The organism is Paenibacillus sp. GCM10027628, from assembly GCF_042676385.1.
Lineage (GTDB): Bacteria > Bacillota > Bacilli > Paenibacillales > NBRC-103111 > Paenibacillus_E.
Genome location: NZ_JBHTHA010000044.1, coordinates 22653 through 39263, shown reverse-complemented (window position 1 = coordinate 39263; position 16611 = coordinate 22653). Strand labels below are relative to the sequence as shown.

16 protein-coding genes and 4 tRNA genes are annotated in these 16611 nt (G+C 45.6%); 5 read left to right on the top strand and 15 right to left on the bottom strand.

The window, feature by feature from the left end; translation table 11 throughout:
• Nucleotides 1–123: 123 nt before the first annotated feature.
• Both ACFQZT_RS27330 and ACFQZT_RS27325 read right to left on the bottom strand, forming a co-directional pair.
• A tRNA-Leu gene (locus tag ACFQZT_RS27330) sits at nt 124–205 on the bottom strand.
• A gap of 39 nt (nt 206–244) precedes the next feature.
• Nucleotides 245–319, bottom strand: a tRNA-Glu gene (locus ACFQZT_RS27325).
• A 148-nt stretch (nt 320–467) separates the two neighbouring features.
• On the opposite strand from ACFQZT_RS27325, the gene corA reads away from it, so the two are divergent.
• Nucleotides 468–1397 carry a magnesium/cobalt transporter CorA gene (gene corA, locus ACFQZT_RS27320; RefSeq protein ID WP_379305184.1) on the top strand — a complete coding sequence of 310 codons (930 nt, stop codon included), beginning with the start codon at nt 468–470 and terminating at the stop codon, nt 1395–1397.
• A gap of 77 nt (nt 1398–1474) precedes the next feature.
• Here the strand turns inward: corA and ACFQZT_RS27315 are convergent, their stop codons facing one another.
• From ACFQZT_RS27315 to ACFQZT_RS27300, 4 genes are all read right to left on the bottom strand, one after another.
• The gene (locus tag ACFQZT_RS27315) at nt 1475–3217 is read right to left on the bottom strand and encodes a methyl-accepting chemotaxis protein (RefSeq protein WP_379305182.1); all 1743 of its coding nucleotides are present in this window, start codon (nt 3215–3217) and stop codon (nt 1475–1477) included.
• Between the two features lie 138 nt (nt 3218–3355).
• Nucleotides 3356–3444, bottom strand: a tRNA-Ser gene (locus ACFQZT_RS27310).
• A gap of 8 nt (nt 3445–3452) precedes the next feature.
• Nucleotides 3453–3528 (bottom strand) — tRNA-Asn (locus tag ACFQZT_RS27305).
• Between the two features lie 19 nt (nt 3529–3547).
• A complete protein-coding gene (locus tag ACFQZT_RS27300; protein ID WP_379305180.1) occupies nt 3548–4021 on the bottom strand; it encodes a SprT family protein in 474 nt (157 codons plus the stop codon).
• Between the two features lie 209 nt (nt 4022–4230).
• Between ACFQZT_RS27300 and ACFQZT_RS27295 the strand changes: the two genes are divergently transcribed.
• From ACFQZT_RS27295 to ACFQZT_RS27285, 3 genes are all read left to right on the top strand, one after another.
• Nucleotides 4231–4584: a hydrolase/acyltransferase gene (locus ACFQZT_RS27295; RefSeq protein ID WP_379305178.1), complete on the top strand. Its 354-nt coding sequence runs from the start codon at nt 4231–4233 to the stop codon at nt 4582–4584.
• Nucleotides 4585–4685: 101 nt separating this feature from the next.
• Nucleotides 4686–4850, top strand: a complete 165-nt coding sequence (gene cmpA / locus ACFQZT_RS27290) for a cortex morphogenetic protein CmpA (protein ID WP_188173512.1) — start codon at nt 4686–4688, stop codon at nt 4848–4850.
• 212 nt (nt 4851–5062) lie between these two features.
• Complete coding sequence (locus ACFQZT_RS27285) at nt 5063–5719, top strand: hypothetical protein (protein ID WP_379305176.1); 657 nt, start codon at nt 5063–5065, stop codon at nt 5717–5719.
• A 261-nt stretch (nt 5720–5980) separates the two neighbouring features.
• On the opposite strand, the gene ACFQZT_RS27280 is transcribed toward ACFQZT_RS27285, so the two are convergent.
• The 6 genes from ACFQZT_RS27280 to ACFQZT_RS27255 form a co-directional block, all read right to left on the bottom strand.
• Complete coding sequence (locus ACFQZT_RS27280) at nt 5981–8182, bottom strand: Tex family protein (protein WP_379305471.1); 2202 nt, start codon at nt 8180–8182, stop codon at nt 5981–5983.
• 213 nt (nt 8183–8395) lie between these two features.
• Entirely contained in the window at nt 8396–8746 is a 351-nt protein-coding gene (locus ACFQZT_RS27275; RefSeq protein ID WP_028553893.1) for a type II toxin-antitoxin system PemK/MazF family toxin, read from the bottom strand.
• A 3-nt stretch (nt 8747–8749) separates the two neighbouring features.
• The gene (locus tag ACFQZT_RS27270) at nt 8750–9031 is read right to left on the bottom strand and encodes a CopG family ribbon-helix-helix protein (RefSeq protein WP_379305175.1); all 282 of its coding nucleotides are present in this window, start codon (nt 9029–9031) and stop codon (nt 8750–8752) included.
• A 213-nt stretch (nt 9032–9244) separates the two neighbouring features.
• Complete coding sequence (alr, locus tag ACFQZT_RS27265) at nt 9245–10438, bottom strand: alanine racemase (RefSeq protein WP_379305173.1); 1194 nt, start codon at nt 10436–10438, stop codon at nt 9245–9247.
• Between the two features lie 327 nt (nt 10439–10765).
• Nucleotides 10766–11227, bottom strand: a complete 462-nt coding sequence (locus ACFQZT_RS27260) for a hypothetical protein (protein WP_379305171.1) — start codon at nt 11225–11227, stop codon at nt 10766–10768.
• A 114-nt stretch (nt 11228–11341) separates the two neighbouring features.
• Nucleotides 11342–12601, bottom strand: a complete 1260-nt coding sequence (locus ACFQZT_RS27255) for an outer membrane lipoprotein-sorting protein (RefSeq protein WP_379305170.1) — start codon at nt 12599–12601, stop codon at nt 11342–11344.
• A 206-nt stretch (nt 12602–12807) separates the two neighbouring features.
• On the opposite strand from ACFQZT_RS27255, the gene ACFQZT_RS27250 reads away from it, so the two are divergent.
• Entirely contained in the window at nt 12808–13887 is a 1080-nt protein-coding gene (locus ACFQZT_RS27250) for an acyltransferase family protein (RefSeq protein ID WP_379305168.1), read from the top strand.
• Nucleotides 13888–14077: 190 nt separating this feature from the next.
• On the opposite strand, the gene ACFQZT_RS27245 is transcribed toward ACFQZT_RS27250, so the two are convergent.
• The 3 genes from ACFQZT_RS27245 to ACFQZT_RS27235 form a co-directional block, all read right to left on the bottom strand.
• Nucleotides 14078–14209 carry a hypothetical protein gene (locus ACFQZT_RS27245; RefSeq protein ID WP_379305166.1) on the bottom strand — a complete coding sequence of 44 codons (132 nt, stop codon included), beginning with the start codon at nt 14207–14209 and terminating at the stop codon, nt 14078–14080.
• Nucleotides 14210–14290: 81 nt separating this feature from the next.
• The gene (locus tag ACFQZT_RS27240) at nt 14291–15697 is read right to left on the bottom strand and encodes an undecaprenyl-phosphate glucose phosphotransferase (protein WP_379305164.1); all 1407 of its coding nucleotides are present in this window, start codon (nt 15695–15697) and stop codon (nt 14291–14293) included.
• A gap of 7 nt (nt 15698–15704) precedes the next feature.
• The gene (locus ACFQZT_RS27235) at nt 15705–16571 is read right to left on the bottom strand and encodes a glycosyltransferase family 2 protein (RefSeq protein WP_379305162.1); all 867 of its coding nucleotides are present in this window, start codon (nt 16569–16571) and stop codon (nt 15705–15707) included.
• Between the last annotated feature and the right edge of the window lie 40 nt (nt 16572–16611).

Below are 16611 nucleotides of genomic sequence, written 5' to 3'. Positions count from 1 at the left end.
TTTCAATTTTTATTCTATGAACACGACTATAAAAAACTATAAAAACCTACAGCTTATAATTATAAAAATATAAAACAAGAAAAACCCTTACTGGGTAAGGGTTTCAAACTTGTAAAACTGGGATGCGGTCGGAGGGATTTGAACCCTCACGCCTTGTGAGCGCCACCCCCTCAAGATGGTGTGTCTGCCGTTCCACCACGACCGCGCATATGTGGGAAGAATATGTCTTCCTATTCCTGAATAATGGTGACCCGTAGGGGATTCGAACCCCTGTTACCTCCGTGAAAGGGAGGTGTCTTAACCCCTTGACCAACGGGCCATAATGCCTTCGAACTATGCAGCCCGTTTTGACGACAAGTGTTATTATAACGGATAATCCAGAGTATGACAAGCACAAATTCTGGAACTTCGCCCTTCAACTATGATATGCTGAAATCAAATTAACGGACACGAGGTGCAAGTCATCTATGCTGATTTATGACACAATTCATGGTAGCATCCACGAGGAGGCCCCCCGCTTCCCAAAAGCGGATGAAGTGGCATGGGTTCGAATGGAAAACCCATCCGCAGAAGAGGTTAAACAAGTGTTGGGCCGCACGTTTAAGTGTCATCCCCTGCTAGTTGAGGATGCCATTAAACTGAATCAACGTCCGAAGATGGATACATATAAGGATCATATCTTTTTAACATTCTTCGCGATTTCTGAACAACTGCAGCCGCGGGAAATCGGGATCGTAGTCGGCCCTAACTTTGTTATTACCGTCTATAAAGAAAAGCTTCCCTTTTTAGATCAACTGTACGAAACCTGCCTGGAAGTCAAAGAAAAAATGAGCCATCCCGGCACCATTCTTCACGCGCTCCTAGACCGGTGTGTCGATGACTATTCCGTCGTTGTCGATCATTTTGATGAACGGCTGGATACGATGGAGCAAGGCGTATATGACAACCCTGCGATTCGGATTGCGAAGGATATTTTTCAGCTCAAACGCAGCATGCATCAATTAAGACGTGTCATCGTTGAAGAGAGGATTATCCTTTCCGCGATTAGTCATCGTTCCTTTCCGTACACCCGACAGGAAGACGAGGTCTATTTCATTGATATTATGGACCATATTTCACGGGTGGTCGATTCGCTGGACATTTTCCGGGAATCCCTTACAGGCCTGCTGGAGCTTCAAATGAGTATGAAGTCCGATCGGATGAATGAAATTATGAAAACCTTGACGGTATTCAGTACGATCTTTCTACCTCTTACTTTTATCGTTGGACTGTATGGCATGAATTTTAAAGATATTCCTGAATTGAGCTGGAATCACGGCTACTTGTATGTTTGGATTCTGATGATCCTCACTAGCGCTTTGATGTGGTATTACTTTAAACGTAAACGTTGGTTCTAAGTGTTCGAAAACTAATATAATGAAAAGGCACTTCGCTATGATACGGCTATCATAGGAGTGCCTTTCGTTTTCACCGTCTACTCGATTTTGAAATAAGCAACGGATTCGTTCAGCGTTTTCACCACGGATTGCAACTGCTCCGAGGCTGCGGCGATATTCTGCATCATGGCGAGCTGCTCCTCTGTCGCTGCGGCTACTCCCTGCGATTTCATAAGAATTTGTCCTGCGGTGTTTGAAGAATGCTCCATGGTAGCTGAAATTTCTTGCGAGCTTGCTGACATTTGCTCCGTAATCGCCGATGTCTCATGAATCTGCGCAACAATTTCTTGAACGGACTGCATGATCGTTTGAAAGCTCCGGTTCACTTCCTGCATCATGTTCGATCCGGCACTTGCTTCTTGTTTGGTCGTGTTCATTGAATCGGAGACACTAGTAATCTCGACTCGGGTTTCATAAATGAGGTGGTTAATTCCCTCAGCAGAATCAATGGATTGGCTGGCCAGCTTACGTATTTCGTTCGCAACAACATTAAACCCTTTGCCATGCTCTCCGGCTCTAGCCGCTTCAATGGATGCATTCAGAGACAATAGATTTGTCTGATTAGCGAAATTCGTGATACTTGAAGCAATTTGCCCAATTTCATCGGATTTGCGCGTCAAAGATTGGACCGTATCCGACAAATGATCAACCGATCTCAAGATGCTGACCATTTGCTGCTGAAGCTTGCTCAATAGATCGTTCCCAAGCTGAGCATGGCGAGAGGTCAGAGAGGAGTGTTCCGACATCACGCTGGAGTTCTCTGCCACACGCTGAATCCCAATCGCCATTTCTTCAATCGCTCTGCTTGTCTCCATGCTGCTTCTAGTCTGGTGTTCCACATCCTGAGTCATCTCTTGAATGTTGGTGGCTACATGCTCCGCGGCGGCTGCCGATTCTTTGGAACTATCACTCAATTCGAATGAAGATGAGTGTACGAATTGTGTATTGTGAGCAATCACACCAATAAGATCCTTGATTTTCAATACCATGGTGTCCACCGATGCTGTGATTTGCCCCAGCTCATCTCGCGAATACTTCTGCTGCGGCTCAAGACGAAGATCTCCTGCGGCCACTTTTCCAGTAACTTCAACAATGCGGCGCAACGTTTTCATAATTTTACGGATGACGAACGATCCCGCTGCTAGTAAGATCAAAATAATTATAGCTACAGATACGTATACTGACCATTTACTCCTTTTGTCTTGAGCTTGAATCTCTTCAATGCCGGTTTTGGCATACGCATCTAAAATTTCACCGATTTGATTGATACCTTCACGTCCTTTTTCGAACGTATCGGTTAATTTGGCGTCATTCACGACGCCCATTCCTGTTTTAGACGATTCAACGACCTGCGTAGCTTCTTTAGCCCATTGATCGAATAAAGAATGAAAGTTATTGAAATTTTGCTCAATTGTTAACTTCGTTTCGCTATGTACCGTTTGAAGCAAATGCTTTTCATTTAATATAGCGGTCGCTTGACCGACACGATCGTTTGCCTGCTTAATGTTTTCTTGAAAATTCTTCATCTGAACGGCTTTCTCTTCCGCACTTAACGCACCAGAGACAATCAGCTGATATGCGGTCAACGCTTGATACATATCGCGATCGGCGTTCAAAATCAGTGAGGTGCTCTTGTCCGTAGTTTCATACAGCGTAGAAGTGAGCTTACTTGCGTTAGCCTCATTGAGCTGCAACAGATACATGCTTGTTCCCACATACAACAAGGAAGGGACCAACAGTAAAAGAAGTAGCCTTACGCGTATTGAAAGTAGTTTTGCCATTGTTGTTTAACCCCCGTCTGTTTGAATAAGTCCTTATCATAGCAGAAAGTAATTTAGACGGTGTTAGAAAACTGTTAGAGATCAAAATAAAAATAAGCCCGACGGATTTAGCACCATCGGACTTATCATCATTATATACGGAGAGAGAGGGATTCGAACCCTCGCACCGCTTACGCAGTCTAACCCCTTAGCAGAGGGTCCCCTTATAGCCACTTGGGTATCTCTCCAAAAGATATGGCTCCCCGAACAGGACTCGAACCTGTGACAACTCGATTAACAGTCGAGTGCTCTACCAACTGAGCTATCAGGGAATGAAGTATTATTATTTTATTATGAAGGTGCCGGTAAGTCAAGTGTATACGATTTCAACTTTCCCCTACATTTTCCACAGGCGTATTTCCGCACATCCATCTTACGCTTACGATAATATTCAGTCTTGCAATTCACGCATTCCAACCTATATTTATAGGCTTGTTTCTTCGATGGCCGCGGAAGCGATTGACAAAATCGACTGCCTCCGACTTGTTTCAGCAGCTTTTTGAAATCGTAATCCCGGTGTTGGTACCCTCTTTTAAGTATATGCAGATGATAATGACACAGCTCATGCTTAATAATCTTCTCGATTTCATCATGGCCGAACGACTCCCACTGCACCCAGCTAATCTCGATATCATGGGATTTGGTGAAGTAACGCCCGCCCGTCGACCTTAATCTTCGGTTAAACCGCGCTTGATGAACAAAAGGTCTACCAAACGATGCCAAAGAGATCTGTTCCACCCATTGCTGCAGTTCCCGATCATCCATAAGCAATCCTCCAAAAGTGAAGAAATCCTTCGAAGCCTAATCCTTTTATTTTGGAAGGAGCGACCATTTTCCACAGAAATAAGCTTCGCATCATTTTCTAGAACGCTCCTTTGCCAAGTTCTCACTTGAATTTGTACCGTATCTACGGCTATACTGTCAAGTAGAAAAGAAGAACGAAAGCTTTACAGAGAGGGGATTTAACGATTATTATGCCACAAATGCGATATGCCATTCTAAAGCTTGAACAGCAACTGGAATTTGTAGAAATGCCTTCCTCCTATATGTATCAATTGACAGCACTTAATCAACGCCTGCACAAAGAAGTAGATAAGCTTACTGCTGATGATGTACCTCAACTTCCAAGAGTGATCGCTGAGTGCGATAACCTGGAACTCATCGGCTCCGCCTATACGCTCGTCCACGGATTAGAGTACATTAATCGGTTAGAGCAAACTTTTGCCGGCATTCAAGAAAAGTCGTACCCGCTCGTCTCTCTCCTGACAGAAATTCGCGCGCTGCAAGCTCAGCTCGAACAATGGTATGAAGAAGAGTACGAAGCTTAGTTCGTGAGCTAACTAACGCCAAAGCCAATAAATACGGACCTGCACGCAAACCGCCTATTCTTCATATGCTGTTACTACATAGCGAGGAAGGGGATGGGCACATGCCGCAATGGCTTTGTAATCAATTAATGCGGGCCTTCCAGAACAAAAACCGCAGACAAATCCGTTTATTAAACGATAGCTGGTTCTTCTACCGCACCCGCCGCTCCCAAGAAGAGTGGCCTGATACCCAATCAACCGACGGACCCGGCAAGCGTAAATATTAATGAGAGTAAACTGGTACCTCTTAGGAGTTATCAGTTTTTTTCTTGAATAGAAATTCGACATAATTTGTAAAAAAACTATTGCGTTCTTCCCATAACACCTCTATAATGTAAATAAATGTATAACATTGTCGGAGTGAAGCACACCCCGGTTGCAGCATGGTCTGCGCCGGAGGTGTGTTTTTTTCGTCCATTTTGGTAAAGGGGGCTTTGTCGTGGAGAAATTTAAAGGTAAAAATAGAACCAACCGTCACTATGTGTCGGTAACAGACGAAGGATTTCTGCATAATCTTACTCAAGCCGAAGCACTATTTCTGAAGTCAATCTGGTGGCCTATCGCCCTTCATGATGAAGAAATTTGGAAATCCGAACATCCTATAAGCCATCTTGGAAGTAGTAAATCCGTTGACGGATTTTGGTTCACTCAAAATGGAGCCAGGCTTTTCATCGAAATTAGCGAACTTCGTTCTGACAGGCTCAGTATGCAAGAGTTCTGCGATCACATGCAGCTCCATAATGAACTCATGTTGGGAGGATGGCAGGTATTAAAGTTGAATCCCATTCAAGTTGAAAATGATCCAATTTCATGCCAAAAAATGTTGCGTCATGCACTTGATTTGGCTAAAACGAAAAAATCAGCGCCTTCACTCCCTGCACCGCAAGATCCATGGAAATTAAGGAAACAGCAAATTATTGAAATCGCGAAACGCCGAAATGGAAAAATCAGACCCAAGGAGGTAGCCGCTGAATTTAATGTAAATATTCGTTCGGCTGCCGAATGGCTCAAGCAATTTGCGAAAGAGGGTTTACTATCGTTTGTAAGTGGTCCCAAGACGTCGAGGTTTTATATTTTAAATGAAGGTGTACATTAGTTCGAATCTCTACACAACATTTGATTAATTAAAGGAGGGATGTCTGAATCTAGCAGCAACATGACTACAGAAAAGGAGGTGGGGCTAACTAGACAAGTCCAAATAAAAGGAAAGAGGGCGATGCTTCAACAAATTCAGCTATACGGATGAAAGGGGGAAGTTCTGTAAACCTAATTACAACCGAATATACTGGAGGAATCATGCCGAGTAGAAAGTAAAAAAGCCCAGTGAATTTGATCACTAGGCTCTTCTCTCCAAATTTTATTGGGGCTTTTTCATCGTCAAACTGACACGGCCTTTTTTTAGGTCAACGCTCAATACCCAGACTTTCACGATATCGCCTACGGATACCACGTCCATCGGATGTTTGACGAAGCCGTTGCTCAGTTGAGAGATGTGCACGAGCCCGTCGTTTTTGATTCCGATATCGACGAAGGCACCGAAGTCGATGACATTGCGCACTGTACCGGTGAGCTCCATGCCCGGCACAAGATCCTCAAGCTGCAGCACGTCTGTGCGGAAGATCGGCGCGGGGACTTCGTCCCGCGGATCCCGCCCAGGTCGCTGCAGGCTGTCCAGGATGTCCCGCAGCGTCGGGACACCAACGCCCAGCTTCGGAGCCAGTTCCTCTGGCTCCACGGTCTGCAGCAGCGACAGGAGCTGCTGCGAGCCCAGCTGCGCCAGTTCCAGGCGCAGCTCCTTAAACAGCCGATCCACGACGTCGTAAGACTCCGGGTGGATCGGGGTGTTGTCGAGCGGATTGCGGCCGCCCGAAATCCGCATGAAGCCGACGCACTGCTCGAAGGTTTTCGCGCCGAGGCGCGGAACCTTCGACAGCTCTTGTCGGCTGCCAAACTTGCCGTTCTCCTCGCGATACTTCACGATGTTTTTGGCTAGTGTCGCGTTGACGCCAGACACATAGGACAAGAGCGAAGGGGACGCGGTGTTCAAGTCCACGCCGACATGGTTCACGGCCGACTCTACGACGGCCTTCAGATTCTCGTCGAGCCGTTTCTGCGAGACGTCGTGCTGGTACTGCCCGACGCCGATCGCCTTCGGCTCGATCTTCACGAGCTCCGCGAGCGGGTCCTGCAGCCTCCGCGCGATCGAGATCGCGCTGCGCTCGGCTACGTCGAGCTCCGGGAACTCCGTCTGCGCCAGCTTCGACGCGGAGTACACGCTCGCCCCCGCTTCGCTGACGATCAAGTACTTGAGATTGCGCTCCTTGATCTCGCCAATCAGCTCCGCAACAAACTGCTCCGTTTCACGGGAAGCCGTTCCGTTACCAATGACGATCAGCTCTACGCCATACTTGCTGATCAGTTGCTTGAACTTCGCCTTCGCTTCCGCGACCTTATTATTCGGAGGGGTCGGATAGGTAACGGCGATTTCAAGCATTTTACCGGTGTCGTCGATGACGGCAAGCTTACAGCCCGTCCTGTAAGCCGGATCGACACCGAGCACGACATGACCTTTGACTGGAGCTTGGAGCAACAGATTACGCAGATTTTCCGCGAAAATCTTAATCGCTTGCTCCTCGCCCATCTCAGTCATTTCATTACGCACTTCTCGCTCAATGGAAGGAGCAATCAATCTCTTATAAGCATCTTCAACGATAGCTCGTAGCACATCTTGAACCACAGATTGTCCTTTGATGATTTGACGTGCAATGTATTCATGTATTTTATCAACCGGTGCGTCCAAACTAACCTTTAACACTTCTTCCCGCTCACCGCGATTGATCGCAAGGATACGGTGTGGTGGCAGCTTACGTACAGGCTCTTGGTATGCGTAATACATTTCATAGACGGATTCCTGCTGGGCATCTTTAGCCTCTGTCCGAAGAATCCCCTGGTCATGGGTGTAACGACGCACCCAAGCCCTTATTTTCGCGTCATCCGCGATATTCTCGGCAATGATGTCCATCGCGCCTTGGATCGCGTCAGTGGCGCTATTAACCTGCTTGTTCGCGTCTATGTAACGCGTAGCTTCTTGCTCGAGCGAGCCTTGGCGAGGCTGCTTCCAGATCCAATCGGCGAGCGGCTCCAGACCGCGCTCTTTGGCCACGCTGGCTCTTGTCTTCCGCTTTTGACGATAAGGTCTATACAGGTCTTCGACCTCTTGCAGCTTGGCAGCCGTCTCGATGGACTTACGCAGTTCATCGGTAAGCTTGCCCTGCTCATCGATGAGGCGCACGACTTCGATCTTCCGATCCTCGAGGTTGCGCAAATATTGCAAGCGCTCCTCAATGTCACGCAGCTGATTCTCGTCGAGCTCGCCCGTCATCTCTTTGCGGTACCGCGCGATGAAAGGAATCGTATTGCCTTCGTCAAGCAGCCCTACCGTTGTTTTCACCTTGCCTGTCGGCAGCTGCAACTCCGTCGAGATTTGCTTGAGGATTCGCTCTTGAATTTCAGCTTTCTTTTCTTCAGAGAGCTGAACCTTTTCTCTAGGCTCTTCCATTTCCGACACTTTCCCTTGTCCTGAGGAAGCGTCTGCAGTTGTCGTGCCCGTCATTCCGCCTTCCTCTTTGGCGTGAAACATTTTCTGCAAGTACCTGTTCAACAATGTCACCATCATTCCCCAATTCTTCAATTATGTATATTTACAGTCCGTATAACCAAACAAACCAAAAAACGAGGGGTATCTCTCGCCCTCGTCCGTTCCAGATCGTATTCAAAATTCTATCAGTCCCACGCTAATTTGCAAAGCGTCGTCAACCTTCCGCATCGTCTCTTCGTCCAAATGCGTGATTTTGTCCGTAAGCCGCTGCTTATCGATCGTACGGATTTGTTCCAGCAGAATCACAGAATCCCGATCGAACCCGTGCGTTTCTGCATCAATTTCGACGTGCGTGGGAAGCTTTGCCTTTTGGATTTGAGCGGTAATCGCTGCAACAATCACGGTGGGGCTAAAGCGGTTGCCGATATCATTTTGGATCACTAGAACAGGACGAACGCCTCCCTGCTCGGACCCGACCACCGGCGAAAGATCTGCGAAAAACACATCGCCACGTTTCACAATCACCTTCTACACCCCGCTTACTAAGCGATCAAGCGTATTGTCCGCTTCTTCCTCCGCTTGAAAAGCTTCAGATGCCATGCTGAGATTGATTTTCGCCATCTCCATATAGCCGCGCTGCATGGATTCGCGCAGACTGCGCTTTTTACGCTCAATCAAATAAAGCTTCATAGCCTGGCGAATAAACTCGCTGCGATTCGAATTCTCTTTCTCGACAATGCCATCGACCTCTTGCAGCAGATTGTCAGGTAAGCTAATCATGATCCTTTTCGTATTATGCGCATTATTCAAATTCTCGCACCCCCAGAAACGATACAAAAACAATATTACCAGTATGTCATCATGAAAACCAAATTATACAATAGATATATGCCTTGGGTATATCAATTATGTTACACAACCGGATATCAGACATTCCATACGTAGTATTCGATAACATATCCTGAAAATCCTCTTAAATGTCTTCAAATTTTACATGGTAATTTTATGAAGCCACGCACAGAACTAGTACCGATGCCGCATCAAAGGATTAATTGCATCCTCGCGTATACCATTACGGACATATACCTTGGCTACACGGTGCGATATCATACAAATAAATTCATAATTAATCGTACCAAGCTGCCCGGCTACATCCTCTACTGTAATGCGCTCCCCATCCTGCTCTCCTACGAGCACAACCTCATCGCCTGCCTGCACGTCAGGTACTTCTGTTACATTTGCCATACACTGATCCATACAAATTCGTCCGACAATCGGCACCCGCCGACCACGAATAAGAGCCTCTGCTTTCGTCGAAAGCATCCGGGAAAAACCATCCGCATAGCCGATCGGCAAGGTAGCAATCTTTTCATCCGACTTCGTGAAGTAGATGGTACCATAGCTGATTCCGGAATTTGGCGGCAGCGTTTTGAGATGTACGATTCCTGTTTTCAAACTAAGTACCGGCTTCAGCTCGATCTTCTGCTTGTTAACCTCCTCAGAGGGGTAGAGACCGTACATACTGATGCCCAGACGCACCATGGAGTACGTTAGATTCGGCAAATCGATAGCCGCCGCACTATTGCCCGCATGTATAAACGGAAATTCAATTTCCTTCTTTTTAAAATGATCCACAATCCGCTCAAACCTGCGGTATTGCTCTATCGTATACGTTTTGTCAATCTCGTCGGCATTTGCATAGTGCGTAAATAAACCCTCAACCACAACATTCGGCAAGGCTAATGCCTGCTCGATGAATGGAATGGCATCCTTCTCCGTATTCAGACCAAGGCGTCCCATGCCAGTGTCCAGCTTTACATGGATTTTGAGTTTCTTCGCTTGTTCTGGATCCTTCTGCTCCTGAGCCTGCTTTCGAAGAGCATCCAAAACCTCTCGACTATAAACAGCGATCGTAATATCCTGTTCCCGGGCCATTTCGACCCCTTCAGGCGGTGTATAGCCCAAAACTAAAATGGGAGCCGTTATGCCCGCATTACGCAGCTCCAGCGCTTCGTCAAAGAAAGCTACACCTAAATAGTCTACACCCACAGCAATCGCCTCTTTGGAAACCGCTACAGCACCATGGCCGTAGGCATCGGCTTTAACGACCGCCATTAGCTTCATACCTTCCGGAAGCACCTTTTGAAATCCCTCTATGTTACTGCGAAGAGCATCTAATGATATCTCAACCCATGTTGGCCGATAAAAAGCATCCATTGCCGTCCACCTCTTTTTCCAATTGCAAAGGACAAGGGAAGACCCACTCTCCTTCGAGCAGGACTCCCCTTTCCTTTTTCCGAACCCGTTCGGACCCATATTCTCTATGTTAAGCTTTAATATGAAAAGCTGTCAACCTTACTTTCCAATTGTTTTCCAGATCGCGAGCACATTTACTACAAACAGCACTTCTTGTATTTCTTACCGCTTCCTCCAGGAAACTTTGTTCCATAGGGCGTCCAGGACAACGATGCATGCTCGGCATCCATTAATGAAAGAAATATTTCTTCTGCAACCGAGGATTCAGTTATTCCCTGTCTTAACAAATCAGTCCTCAAGATCGTCGGCAAAAAACCAATCCTGCATCAAGTCTTCATCGTCATCAGTATCCATATAACTGTCAAATCGCTCATAGAAAAATTCTTTATTCTTGCAAACCCGTAAAATGTCGCTGTACTGCGTGGAGGATATTTTGCCTACTCGTTGTAAGTATTGCGCCCACTTTTTGAACGACGACAAGAAAGCAGACAACTCCGTCTTTGTACTGTTCAGTACCTTAGATATATAAAAATTGCCGAGGAAGTCAACAACCGTTCCTCCATCAAATTCGTCATAACCGATATCATAACGCATGAAGTAAGCTTCAGTTACAAACAGTATCCGACTCACATGCTTTTCCACGGTATCCGATTTTAACTTCCCACCATCATTCAGCTGTTTGGCAAACAGATCAATTTCTGATTTCCAGAACTGAAGCTTCTTTTCCCATTCTCGGTCAAAACCGCTCATGACGTATGCTTTACTCCCTGCCTTTTTCAAATAAGTTTTTTCTTTATAGTACTTTTTGTTACATACAAAAACAAGGGAAGACCCGCTCCCAAATGAGCAGGACTCCCCTTTGTTTTATTTTCCAGACTGCCCTTCAGTGGCCATCGCGACTTTAATCATTTCTGAAGTAGGCAGATCTCCTGTTGAGAGGCGGAACTCTACGCCATCATCCGTCCAAGTCAACGTCTTCTTATCATCACCCGTAAGAACAGCTATTGTATAGCCTAGATCTACGATTGTCCCAGGTTGCAAAGACACTGTCTTCGACTGTGGTCTTACCTCAACGATGCTGTAATTGTACTTGCCTTTGTATCGCAGCAACACCGCTGGGTCCTCACCAAGCTTCATGTCAGTAATGTCTTGTTTTACCACATCTTTAGGGATGTAGGATGGCTCAATAATACCAATATTTTGCGGTTTGCTTGCCGCGGCGTTAGACTTGCTGTCAGCTGTCGGTTTTGTGCTTGTTGAGTTTGAAGTGCCTGAAGTACCGGTTGTTCCTGAGGTACTTGTATTGCCAGAAGCTCCGGTTGCACTCGATCCTGACTTTCCTGTAGTGCCTGTATCCTTTTGGCCTTGGGTAGCCTTGCCCGTTTGACCGATAGCTTGGTCGGATTGTCCACCCGTAGCCGTCAAGTTTTTATCCGTTACACTCGCATTAGCCGTTGTAGGCAACGTTTGTTGAGACATATTCCAGCTCGTCATGTTGCGCTCCATTTGGAAATAGTCCTTATCAAACTTCGCATCAAACTCAAACTTCGTAAAATTCACCTGAACCATCACATTCTGGTTCGCATCCGACACCTGCACCTGCAGAGGCGCCAGTGTTTTCTTGTTCAGCCAGATCTTCTGGCGGGACAGCATTTCGTTCTGGTAGTTCGCTGCTACATCGAACACATACGCATCATTCTCCGTCGTAAACTGACGGTCTTTATCCGCGACGATACTCTTCGCTAAAGACTGGAACAAATACACCTGGCCTTGATTCTCCGGCCAATCGCTTTGGAATCGGAAGCTCTTCTTCAAATGAGGCGTCAGGACAAACACGCCCTCCTCATTACGCAGCACGATCTGCGTAACATCCTTCTGTGCATTCGTCAACGAAATCCGATAAAAATGCTCCGGCGAAAACGCCACCTCCACCGCATACTCCTGCGGCTGCTGTCCCGTATGCAGAATCATGCTCCCTGAAGCTTGATAACTGCCCGGCTTGCTGATCACATGATCCAAATCCTTTACAATGGATCCTGCATCCTTTTTCCCGATCCCGCATCCTGCGAGAACAACTGCTAAGCTCAACATGATAGCTACCATCATCCATGTGACCCGGCGCATCGAATCATCCCCTCACTGCTTGATTAACATCACTAGTACATGCATATGAGGGGACTTGGCCGATTATGCAGACGAGTTGGGGGCTTGGCTTAGAAAAAGGAAACTCGTGAAAGTTTAAGAAACTTTTCAGCTTGTAGACATACTTCCTTCACAATCCTCTGTCATGATCGTTGTCATATACATACACATAGACCGGAGGAACATAAATGAATGCAAATCAAAAAATCGCGCTCCAAGCATCGCGGGGAGTAGCGGCTTTCTTTGTCTTGTTATTCCATGCATCAGCGATGTCCTACAAATATTTTCAATATGATCTTTTCGGGGTTAGTTCCATCGGGCGATCGGGAGGTCTTGATTTTTTCTTCGTACTGACCGGATTTCTGCTATTTAGTGCTTACGGCAGCCGGATCGGCTCTAAAATGACTATCCTTCCTTATCTGTCTAATCGTCTCATCCGGATCTATCCCTTTTACTGGTTAATCACACTAATCGTATTACCCGTTTATTTCCTCGTTCCAAGCTTTGGCTATGGGTATGAAACCCACAAAGATACGATTATCCGTTCGCTACTGTTGCTGCCTCAGGCTCATGGTCCCATTTTGCCGGTCGCCTGGTCTTTAAGTTACTTTTTACTGTTTTACCTGCTATTCAGCCTAATTATGGCCATTGGAAAAAAGCCCGCGTATCTATTCGCTTCTATCTGGATGATATTAACGCTTTGTCATGTCTTGAATGTACCCCTGATTGGCGCCGATATTGACCGACATTTTTATCTAAATTTTCTATTCAGTGAAGTTAACTTGGAATTTGCCGTAGGCTGTTTACTTGCCAAATGGATGCAGCAGCATCGGAGTTATCACTATAAGCTCCTACTGATCGTCGGGGCACTGGGATTCTTCCTTATATGGCTTAACAACAAGTACGCAGTTGTCCCTTTTCACGACTACCTGCTGTATGTCATTCCAGCTACATTCGTTCTGCTAGGAGCTGCTTCCGTTCCAGATCAACTGCGTCTAACCCGTTGGGTTCAGGTGCTCGGCAAGCTAGGAAATGCATCGTACACCATCCTGCTTACGCATCTATTGTTCATTTCGATCATCATGAAACTGTCCAAAGCCAGTCATTTGGCTGGAAAAATCGGATTCTTTTGGACGGATATGATAGTTGTAACTTTGACAATCCCACTCTGTTATACAGTTTACAAACTGGGCGAAAAGCCCCTTGTTGCCGTACTCAAAGGCACGTTGAAATGGACCCCTTCGAAATCTCCGAAAGTTGTTTCTTAAGCAAAATGAGATAAACCCCTATCGAGGTCTTTCGATGATGAGCGACCTCGTTTATATGTAGGTTTATTCGCCAATCAGAAAGTCTTCATCGCGCTTTAGCGCTTTAGTGAACTTATCTTTCTGATGTGGTAAAAAGGCTGCTTTGAGCATATTTCAGCCCAAGCAGCCCTCCATTCAAAAAACCTTCTATTTACTTCACCCACATAAAAACAATTCCGGCTATAATGGCCGCCCAAATCAGGGAGCCGAACACAACACCAAAAATCAAACCTTTGCCAATCGATAGGTTATCTTCCTGGTAAGCGTCTTCATGATCTATCATAAAAAAACCTCCCCGCATATCCAGTATATGCACTAGTATGGGGGAGATGTTGGCGAATTATGCCGTCGATAGAAAAAAATTTCAATATGCGTTTTTATTTATAAAACCGTTAATAATCGTTCTCCAAATAATTTTAATATCAAATAAAAAAGTCCAATTTTCGATATAAAAAATGTCATGCTTGATACGCTCTTCGATGGAAGTATCTCCCCGCAACCCATTACTCTGTGCCCATCCTGTGATACCTGGACGAATATGATGCTTTACCATGTACTTCGGTATTTCTTCTTTAAATTGTTCCACGAAATATGGACGCTCCGGGCGCGGACCAACCACGCTCATATGCCCAAAAAGCACATTAAAAAACTGCGGCAGCTCATCCAGACTCGTTTTGCGAAGGAACGTTCCGACTTTCGTCCGCCGCGGGTCATTCTCGACCGTCCATTGCGTGTTGGAGGCATCCTCAGGCAGCACTTTCATCGTTCGGAATTTATACATCATAAACCTTCTTCGGTTAAGGCCTACGCGTTCTTGTTTGAAGATGATGGGGCCTGAGGAGGTCAGTTTAATGGCTACGACAGATGCCAGCATAACCGGTAGCGTGATAATGATTGCCACTGCAGCGAAGACAATGTCGAACACTCTTTTGAAGAGGCGATTTCGTAACTCGTCCAGTGGAATGTCACGTACATTAATCAGCGGCATATCGGCAAAATTGTCGAAATACGGTCTTGATGGCAAGAAGTCATAGAAATCAGGGATAATGAGCGTTTTGACACCGATCTTCTCACATACATTGATAATACTTCCAAACTTACGATGTGCGTCTAGAGGCAGAGCAATGATAACTTCATCCACAATCAGTTTGTTCAAAATCGATTCCAAATCGTCAATGGTACCAATAATCGGTTTGTAATGCTGATAGGAGACTTCATGTTTCTCCTGAAAATCATCAAGAAATCCTACAACCTCATAACCCAATTCAGGATGTTGCTTCAGCTTCGTGTAAAATTGACGACCTAATGAGCCGGCTCCCAATATTAGAACAAACTGTTTGTTGTACCCTTTTTGCCGGAATCGTTTGAGTGAAACTTTTACCAAGTATCTGTACATGCTTATGAACAGAATGTTGTTTACAAGAAACAATAAGAGGTAAGAGCGGGATACATCTACTTCTTTAAGGATAAACAACAAACTTAGCAGCAAAAGTAAGCTGAATGAATGCACTTGAATGATTTTCAACACTTCAAAAGAGAATCTCTTCCTTCTTTTCGGCGTGTAGAAACTTACAAAGTAACTAATCCCTATAGCTATCAAACCATAGGCAACGCTCCACATCATATAGTGCCTAAAAGGCAACGGCCCATCGAAAGGCACCCATCCGCTCTTAAATTTAATCCACCACGAAAAAAGAAAGACGAGCTGGATACACACAAAATCGACGACCGCATATAGTTGTGTTAAAAATCTCTGACTTTGCCGAATCATATGTATCTCACCTCGTCGGACGCAGTTTATTAGTTAAAAGAGAAAGTACGAATTTCAAGCCAACACCCGCATATACCATCGCATTGATGGGCCAGGAATATTGATACTGATAGTGCTTCTTGTGAAACAGAATCATCGCACGATGGAATTCATATATGATTTTAAAAGGTTTCTTGCGGCTGCTCGCACCTTTGTAATGAATGATTTGAGTTCGAGGGTAATAGTAATTCACCCAGCCTGCTTGTTTAATTCTATAACACCAATCGATGTCTTCTCCATACATAAAAAATTCCTCATCAAGCATCCCGACCTGGTCTATGGCCTCACGGCGTACCAGCATGAAGGCTCCGACGAGTGAATCAATCGGATATTCTTGATCCGGGTCGAGATAGCCAAGCTGGTACTGATTGAAGCGCGGGATGTTTGGGAATAGCTTGGAGAACCCAAATGCGTAATAGAAGGATGCTGAGGGCGTCGGAAAGCCCCTTTTACAGGCTTTATCGAGTGAACCGTCCGGCAGAACGATTTTGCAGCCGCTAGCTCCTACGTCAGGGTGAGAATCCATGAATTGAAGCATGGTCTCTAGAGTGTCGAGTTGAACGACCGTGTCCGAGTTTAGAAGTAATACGTACCGACCTTTGGCGATTTTAATGCATTGGTTATTGGCTTTAGAGAAACCTACATTTTGGTCATTGGCGATGCACGTTACTTGCGGAAAATGCTCTACAACAGCCTGCAAGGTGTTGTCACTAGATGCATTGTCAATTAAAATCACTTCATATTTGTAAGATGTGGTCGACGCGAAAACCGATTGCAAACAATTGAGAGTTAGCTCGCGTGTATTATAGTTTAAGATGATAACACTTAAATCCAATAGAATAACCTCGTTTTTATTTAATCTATGATAATTATAC

Coding starts and splice junctions, on each gene's coding strand:
- corA (WP_379305184.1), top strand. CDS start 468: ATGCTGATTTATGACACAATTCATGGTAGCATCCACGAGGAGGCCCCC.
- ACFQZT_RS27315 (WP_379305182.1), bottom strand. CDS start 3,217: ATGGCAAAACTACTTTCAATACGCGTAAGGCTACTTCTTTTACTGTTG.
- ACFQZT_RS27300 (WP_379305180.1), bottom strand. CDS start 4,021: ATGGATGATCGGGAACTGCAGCAATGGGTGGAACAGATCTCTTTGGCA.
- ACFQZT_RS27295 (WP_379305178.1), top strand. CDS start 4,231: ATGCCACAAATGCGATATGCCATTCTAAAGCTTGAACAGCAACTGGAA.
- cmpA (WP_188173512.1), top strand. CDS start 4,686: ATGCCGCAATGGCTTTGTAATCAATTAATGCGGGCCTTCCAGAACAAA.
- ACFQZT_RS27280 (WP_379305471.1), bottom strand. CDS start 8,182: ATGGAAGAGCCTAGAGAAAAGGTTCAGCTCTCTGAAGAAAAGAAAGCT.
- alr (WP_379305173.1), bottom strand. CDS start 10,438: ATGGATGCTTTTTATCGGCCAACATGGGTTGAGATATCATTAGATGCT.
- ACFQZT_RS27260 (WP_379305171.1), bottom strand. CDS start 11,227: ATGAGCGGTTTTGACCGAGAATGGGAAAAGAAGCTTCAGTTCTGGAAA.
- ACFQZT_RS27255 (WP_379305170.1), bottom strand. CDS start 12,601: ATGCGCCGGGTCACATGGATGATGGTAGCTATCATGTTGAGCTTAGCA.
- ACFQZT_RS27250 (WP_379305168.1), top strand. CDS start 12,808: ATGAATGCAAATCAAAAAATCGCGCTCCAAGCATCGCGGGGAGTAGCG.
- ACFQZT_RS27245 (WP_379305166.1), bottom strand. CDS start 14,209: ATGATAGATCATGAAGACGCTTACCAGGAAGATAACCTATCGATTGGC.
- ACFQZT_RS27240 (WP_379305164.1), bottom strand. CDS start 15,697: ATGATTCGGCAAAGTCAGAGATTTTTAACACAACTATATGCGGTCGTC.